Annotated in this window: 4 protein-coding genes and 1 pseudogene; 4 read left to right on the top strand and 1 reads right to left on the bottom strand. The window is 63.0% G+C overall.

Annotated features, from left to right (window positions below):
- From QZZ60_RS03630 to mutM, 3 genes and pseudogenes are all read left to right on the top strand, one after another.
- Nucleotides 1-354, top strand: a pseudogene (locus tag QZZ60_RS03630) (DNA recombination/repair protein RecA); the annotation flags it as partial.
- A 241-nt stretch (nucleotides 355-595) separates the two neighbouring features.
- Nucleotides 596-3,250 (top strand): alanine--tRNA ligase, encoded by a 2,655-nt coding sequence (gene alaS, locus QZZ60_RS03625; protein ID WP_295637931.1) that lies wholly within the window; start codon nucleotides 596-598, stop codon nucleotides 3,248-3,250.
- A gap of 178 nt (nucleotides 3,251-3,428) precedes the next feature.
- Nucleotides 3,429-4,382 (top strand): bifunctional DNA-formamidopyrimidine glycosylase/DNA-(apurinic or apyrimidinic site) lyase, encoded by a 954-nt coding sequence (gene mutM / locus QZZ60_RS03620; RefSeq protein WP_295637928.1) that lies wholly within the window; start codon nucleotides 3,429-3,431, stop codon nucleotides 4,380-4,382.
- A gap of 212 nt (nucleotides 4,383-4,594) precedes the next feature.
- Here the strand turns inward: mutM and QZZ60_RS03615 are convergent, their stop codons facing one another.
- The gene (locus QZZ60_RS03615; RefSeq protein WP_295637926.1) at nucleotides 4,595-4,936 is read right to left on the bottom strand and encodes a hypothetical protein; all 342 of its coding nucleotides are present in this window, start codon (nucleotides 4,934-4,936) and stop codon (nucleotides 4,595-4,597) included.
- 239 nt (nucleotides 4,937-5,175) lie between these two features.
- On the opposite strand from QZZ60_RS03615, the gene QZZ60_RS03610 reads away from it, so the two are divergent.
- Nucleotides 5,176-6,450: an IMP cyclohydrolase gene (locus QZZ60_RS03610; protein ID WP_295637923.1), complete on the top strand. Its 1,275-nt coding sequence runs from the start codon at nucleotides 5,176-5,178 to the stop codon at nucleotides 6,448-6,450.
- Nucleotides 6,451-6,608: the final 158 nt, after the last annotated feature.

Raw genomic sequence — 6,608 nt, 5'->3', positions numbered from 1 at the left:
ACCCGCGTGAAGGTGGTCAAGAACAAGATGGCCCCGCCCTTCCGCGAAGCCAAGTTCGACATCATCTGGGGCACGGGCATTTCCCGCGCGGGTGAAATACTCGACATGGCCGTGGACGCGGGCATTGTGGACAAGAGCGGCGCGTGGTACGCCTACGGCGACGAAAAGCTGGGTCAGGGCCGCGAGAGAGTGCGCGACATGCTCAACGAGAACATCGCCCTGCGCGACGAAATAGAAGCCAAGGTCAAGGAACATCTCGGCGTCGGCCTCGACATGACCGCCGCCGTTCCGTCCGCTCCCGTCGAGGACGAGGGCGTGCCCGGCGACGAGGACAGCTACGACGAAGGCTACTAGGCCGCTCCGGCAAGCCGAAGATTCCGCAGAAAGCGCGGAGGATGCTTCGGCGTTCTGAAAATTTCCGCCCTGCGCAGGGCCACGGGCCGGCGCTTCGGGTGCGGAGAGGCTTCCTTCGGGAAGCCCGGGCAGCAAGGCGGGCGCGTCCGGCTTTTCTGCTCAGGAAAACGGAATGTTGCGGGGGAAGAAGCTTCTTCCCCCGTCCTTATGAGGGCCGCGGTGCGGCCCATCGGGAGAATATATGCTCACTGCCAAGGAAATACGTCACAAATTTTTGGAATTCTTTGAAAAGAACGGTCATGCCATAGTGCCGTCCTCTTCCCTCGTGCCCAAGGACGACCCCACGCTGCTCTTCACCAACGCCGGCATGGTGCAGTTCAAGAAGCTCTATCTCGGTCAGGAGCGCCGCTCCTACCGCTGCGCGGCCACCTCGCAGAAGTGCCTGCGCGTGTCGGGCAAGCACAACGACCTTGAAAACGTGGGCCGCACCGCCCGTCATCATACCTTCTTCGAAATGCTGGGCAACTTCTCCTTTGCCTACTACTTCAAGCGCGAGGCCATCACCTTCGCGTGGAAGTTCGTGACCGAAGAGCTGCATCTGCCTGCCGAAAAGCTCTACGTCACCGTGTACGAGAACGACGACGAGGCCTACAAGCTGTGGCAGGAAATCGCCGGAATGCCCGCCGATCACATCACCCGCATGGGCGAGAAGGACAACTTCTGGACCATGGGCGACACCGGTCCCTGCGGCCCCTGCTCGGAAATCTACATCGACCAGGGCGAGGACATGGCCTGCGGCCCGAACTGCGGCATCGGCAAGTGCGACTGCGACCGCTTTCTTGAAATCTGGAACCTCGTGTTCACGCAGTACGACCAGAAGGAACCCGGCGTGCGCGTGCCGCTGGAGCATCCCAACATCGATACCGGCATGGGCCTCGAGCGCATTGCTGCCGTGTGCCAGGGCAAGCGCTCCAACTTCGACTGCGATCTTTTCCAGGACATCATTCAGTACGCCGCCTCCATCGCGGGCGTGAAGTACAGCTTCTCCGCTCCCGACACCAACGACGTGGACACCGCGCTGCGCGTCATCGCCGACCACAGCCGCGCCGCCGCCTTCATGATCGCCGACGGCATTCTGCCTTCCAACGAAGGCCGCGGCTACGTGCTGCGTCGTCTCATCCGCCGCGCCCTGCGCTTCGGCACGCTCATGGGCCTGCACGAAGCCTTCCTTTACAAGACCGTGGGCAAGGTGGTGGAAGTCATGGGCGACGATTACCCCGAACTTCGCGAACACGCCGAATTTCTTTCCCGCGTGGTGTTCGAGGAGGAAAACCGCTTCCGCGTGACCCTCGACAAGGGCCTTGCCATGCTCGATAACGAGCTTGAGCGTCTTGCCGCTGAAGGAAAGACCGTGATTCCCGGCGAAGTGGCCTTCCGCCTGAACGACACCTACGGCTTCCCGCTCGACATCGTTTCCGACGTGGCCTACAAGCGCGGCTTCACCGTGGATGAGGAAGGCTTCGCCGAAAAGATGCAGGAGCAGCGCGCCCGCGCCCGCGCGGCGTGGAAGGGCTCCGGCGAAAAGGACCTTGCCGCCCGCTTCCGCGGACTGCTCGAAGAGGGAATGCAGACGGAATTCGTGGGCTACGACACGCTCAGGGCCGACAGCCGCATCGTGGCGCTTCTCGATGAAGACGCGCTTCCCGTGGAAAAGCTGGAAGCCGGAGCGAAGGGCTACCTCGTGGCGCTTCAGACTCCCTTCTACGGCGCGTCCGGCGGCCAGAGCGGCGACACCGGTCTCGTTTCCACGGAAGAGGGCAAGGCCCGCGTGACCGACACCCTGAAGCCTATGCCCACGCTCACCGTGCAGCAGATTGAAGTGACCGAGGGCGTCATCCGCGCCGAGCAGGAAGTCTCCCTGGAAGTCACCGAAGGCGACCGCATGGCCGCGGCCCGCAACCATTCCTGCACGCATCTTCTTCAGGCCGCCCTGCGCAAGGTGCTCGGCTCCCATGTGCATCAGGCCGGCTCCTCCGTGGGGCCCGACCATCTGCGTTTCGACTTCACCCACATTGCGGCCATGACCGACGAGGAAATCGCCGCCGTGGAACGCGAGGTCAACGCCATGATCATGGCCGACTACCCCGTGACCACCCGCGTCATGGATCACGACGAGGCCGTGAAGTGCGGCGCCATGGCGCTGTTCAATGAAAAGTACGGCGACAAGGTGCGCGTGGTGAGCATGGGCGCCGAGGGCGTCGAGCCCTGCTCCATGGAACTTTGCGGCGGCACGCATCTTTCCCGCACCGGTCAGGCCGGTTCCTTCGTCATCCTCTCCGAAGGCGGCGTGGCCGCCGGCGTGCGCCGCATCGAGGCCGCCACGGGCTGGAACGCCTACAAGGTCATGGCCGAACGCCGTGCCGAACTCAACGCCATAGGTTCCCTGCTCAAGGTTCGTTCTTCCGACTTCGCCTCCCGCGTGGAAGCCATGCAGAAGGAAATCAAGACGCTGCACAAGGAGCTCGACAAGGCGCAGGCCGCAAGCCGCGGCAACGTCATGTCCGCCGTGGAAGAGGTCGCCGGCGTGAAGGTGCTGGCCGTGAAGGCCGGTTCCATGAACGTGAAGGCGCTTCGCGAAATGATGGACGACGTGCGCTCCAAGATGCCTTCCGGCGTGGCCTGCCTCGTGGCGGAAGACAACGGCAAGGCGCAGATGATTCTTTACGTTTCCAAGGATCTGCATGACCGCTTCACCGCTCCCGCGCTCATCCGCGACGTGGCCGCGGCCATCGGCGGTTCCGGCGGCGGCCGTCCCGATCAGGCCCAGGCCGGCGGCAGCAATGTCGAGGGCATCGACGAGGCCTTCAGGATTCTGAAGCAGAAGATTGCCGGTTAGTCCGGTTTCATCGGGGGAAGGGGCGAGCGCTTCTTCCCCCTCTTTTTTGTTCTTCCGGGCTTTTCGGGCGGCGAGGTTTCAGGGGCGGGAGAGAGACGCTGTTTCAGATATCTGCCACGGACGTGCTTTTGCGTCGCGTGGACTCCGTCCGCCGTTTTTCAATGAAGGGAGAAAAGACATGCCTGAACTTCCCGAAGTGGAGACCGTGGCGCGCACGCTCGCGCCGCAGGTGTGCGGACGGCGCATTGCGGCCGTGAACGTGCTGAACGCCGGAACGTGGCAGGGAGAAGTTCCGGCTTCGGAGGTGTCCGCAGCCGGATTCGTGATCACGGCCGCGGGCAGGCGCGGCAAGCTGCTTCTGCTCCATCTTTCCCGCGGGGCGGCCGCTTTGCCCGCCTCATGCCCGGAGACGGAGATTCCCGTCCCTTCCGACGCTTCGCTCTGGCCGCTCGTCTATACGGCGGGAGGCGTGGTGCACGGCCGTCCCGCGCTTGACGGAAAAGATCCCGGCGAGGTGACGGCGCTGGCCTTTCACCTGCGCATGACGGGCCGGCTTTTCGTGTACCCGGCGGGCACCGCGCCGGAAAAGCACACGCGCGTCGTGTTCACGCTGGATGACGGCAGGCTTCTTTTCTTCGACGACACGCGCAAGTTCGGGCAGGTGCGGGCGCTCTCGACTTGGGAAATGGAGCGGTGGGCGTTCTGGCGTGAGCTCGGGCCGGAGCCTCTGGAAGTTTCGGACAAGGCCTTTGCCGCGCGCTTTTCCTCGGGCCGGGCGGTGAAGGCGCTCTTGCTTGACCAGTCCGTGGTGGCGGGCGTGGGCAACATCTACGCCGATGAGAGTCTGTTTCGGGCGGGCATACGGCCGGACGCTCCGGGAAAGTCGCTTTCGGTGGAGCGGCTTTTCCGGCTGCATCGCGCTCTTGTGGAGGTGCTGCTTGAATCCATACGCGACTGCGGCAGTTCCATACGGGACTACCGCACGGCGCGTGGCGACGTGGGCGCGTTTCAGAACCGTTTTCGCGTGTACGGCAGAGCGGGGGAGAAGTGCGCGGTCTGCGGCAGAAAGCTCGCCTCGGGCCGCGTGGCCGGTCGCGCCACGGTGTGGTGCGCGCACTGTCAGAAGAAGTGAGGAATGGGAGGCGTGCTGCGTTTTCCGGCCCGGACCGTGACGAGCCTTGTCCTGAACGCCGGCAGGCGCCTGAAAGATGCCGCATCGTGACGACAAGGGCCGTTTTTTTCGCACCATGCGGAAAATGCCCGGCAAAGACGACAGGGGGGCTTGATGTCGTGAAAAAGGCGCCCCGCGAAGGCGGAGCGCCGAAGATGTGATCAAAGGGATGGTCAGGGAAGCGGGTGGAACTGATGCACCGTGGCTTTCCTCTGCGGCCGGGAATCCGGCTTTCCGTCGGCGGGGGAAAAGCGTCGCCACGGGCGCATCTCGCCGGTGTTCTCTTCCCGGACGGGCGCATTTCTGAGCGACTCGCGTTCTTCCCATTTCGTGTTGAAGAGCTGATTCTTGGCGCGCACGGCCTGAATGAGGGAAAGCACGATGGTCGCCTCTTCCCATTCCCGGGACGCGTCGAAGTCCTGTACGCGCTGCAGATACTTGTTCCACAGGGCCATGAGGGAAGCCTCGTCCATGGCGTTGAGCTGACGGGCCATTTTGAGCAGCATTTTTTCCATTGTTTTCCTCGCTTGTGAACTCGCTCCGGTTATATCCTGCAAGGGCGGCGCGGGCAAATGAATTCTGCGTCCCTTCCCCCGGGGCGGCAGAAACACGGCAATTTGCCCGCAGACGATTTTTATGATAAATAGATAAACTCCCCAAGGAACGAATGTCGGACGACGTCTGTTCCTTCGCCTCGCGGCTTCGAGCCGCGGACGGTTCTCTCCAACATCTTTATCGCCGAGGCGGAGTTGACATGAGCGAGCTGAAAGATATGTACCGCACCATCGTTGCGGACGGATTCCCCGATACCATGACCATCACGCTGGGAGACAGTGTGCTTACCTATCACAAGCGCACCTGGGAAATGGGCGGCGAAGTGCGCGGCCTGCGTTATGGTGAAAACCCCGATCAGCCCGCGGCCCTGTATGAATTCGTGGAAGGCGAGAACAAGGTGGCCAACCTCAAGTGGCGTTCGCCCCGTCAGGGCATCGTGTCCGCGCTGACCGAAAAGCAGATGGTGCAGTCCGGCAAGCATCCCGGCAAGACCAACCTCACCGACGTGGACAATGCCTGCAACATTCTGCAGTACCTCACGAAGAAGCCTGCGGCCGCCATTTTGAAGCACAACAATCCCTGCGGCGCGGCCTGGGCCGACAATCTGTTCGACGCGCTGAACAACGCTTTCTGGTGCGACCGCATCGCCGCTTTCGGCGGCGCGGTGGTGGTGAACCGTCCGCTGGACATGAAGTGCGCCGAGCTCATCGCCTCCCAGTATTTTGAAGTGGTGGCCGCCCCCTCCTTTGAGGAAGGCGTGGTCGACGTGCTCAAGGGCCGCAAGAATCTGCGCATTTTCGAGCTGCCCGGACTTGCTCATCTCGACGAGCTTCGCGGCATTCCCATGCTCGACTTCAAGAGCCTCACCGACGGCGGCATCGTGATGCAGAAGTCGTTTGTCAACCGCATTACCAGCGTGGACGACTTCATGCCCGCCACCGGCACCAAGAAGGACGGCACCGTGTTCACGGCTCGCAAGCCCACGGAGCAGGAAGCCGAAGATCTGCTCTTCGCCTGGGCCGTGGAATCCGGCGTGACGTCCAACTCCGTGATCTTCGCGCGCAACGGCGCCACCGTGGCCATCGGCACCGGCGAGCAGGACCGCGTGGGCTGCGCGGAACTTGCCATCCACAAGGCCTACACCAAGCATGCCGACGTGCTCTCCTTCAAGCGTACCGGTCTTTCCCTCTACGAGCTTCAGCAGAAGGCCCTTTCCGATGCCGAAGCCGCGGCCACGCTGGAAGAGATCAACCGTGAGACCAGAGAAAGCAAGGGCGGACTCATCGGCTCCGTGGTGGTGTCCGACGGCTTCTTCCCCTTCCGTGACGGCGTGGACGTGGTCATGGCCCAGGGCGTGACCGCCATTGCCCAGCCCGGCGGCTCCATACGCGACTGGGAAGTGGTGCAGGCCTGCAACGAGCACGAACCTCAGGTGGCCATGGTGTTCACCGGCCAGAGATCCTTCAGACACTGATGAAGCAACATGCCGGGGAGGCGCGAGCTTTCCCGGCATTGTCATGGATGCCTCTCTTCATGCCTCCCATCGCGACCGGGGACGCATGACCCTGCTTTCATCCGTGGCAGGCCGCGCACGTTTTTTTGAGACCGCCCGCAGGGTCGGGCAGTCCTGAC

This window comes from uncultured Mailhella sp., from assembly GCF_905187505.1.
GTDB lineage: Bacteria > Desulfobacterota > Desulfovibrionia > Desulfovibrionales > Desulfovibrionaceae > Mailhella.
The sequence above is the reverse complement of the archived record's forward strand: the minus strand, read 5'-3'. Positions and strand labels throughout refer to the sequence as shown.

Coding starts and splice junctions, on each gene's coding strand:
- alaS (WP_295637931.1), top strand. CDS start 596: ATGCTCACTGCCAAGGAAATACGTCACAAATTTTTGGAATTCTTTGAA.
- QZZ60_RS03615 (WP_295637926.1), bottom strand. CDS start 4,936: ATGGAAAAAATGCTGCTCAAAATGGCCCGTCAGCTCAACGCCATGGAC.
- QZZ60_RS03610 (WP_295637923.1), top strand. CDS start 5,176: ATGAGCGAGCTGAAAGATATGTACCGCACCATCGTTGCGGACGGATTC.
- mutM (WP_295637928.1), top strand. CDS start 3,429: ATGCCTGAACTTCCCGAAGTGGAGACCGTGGCGCGCACGCTCGCGCCG.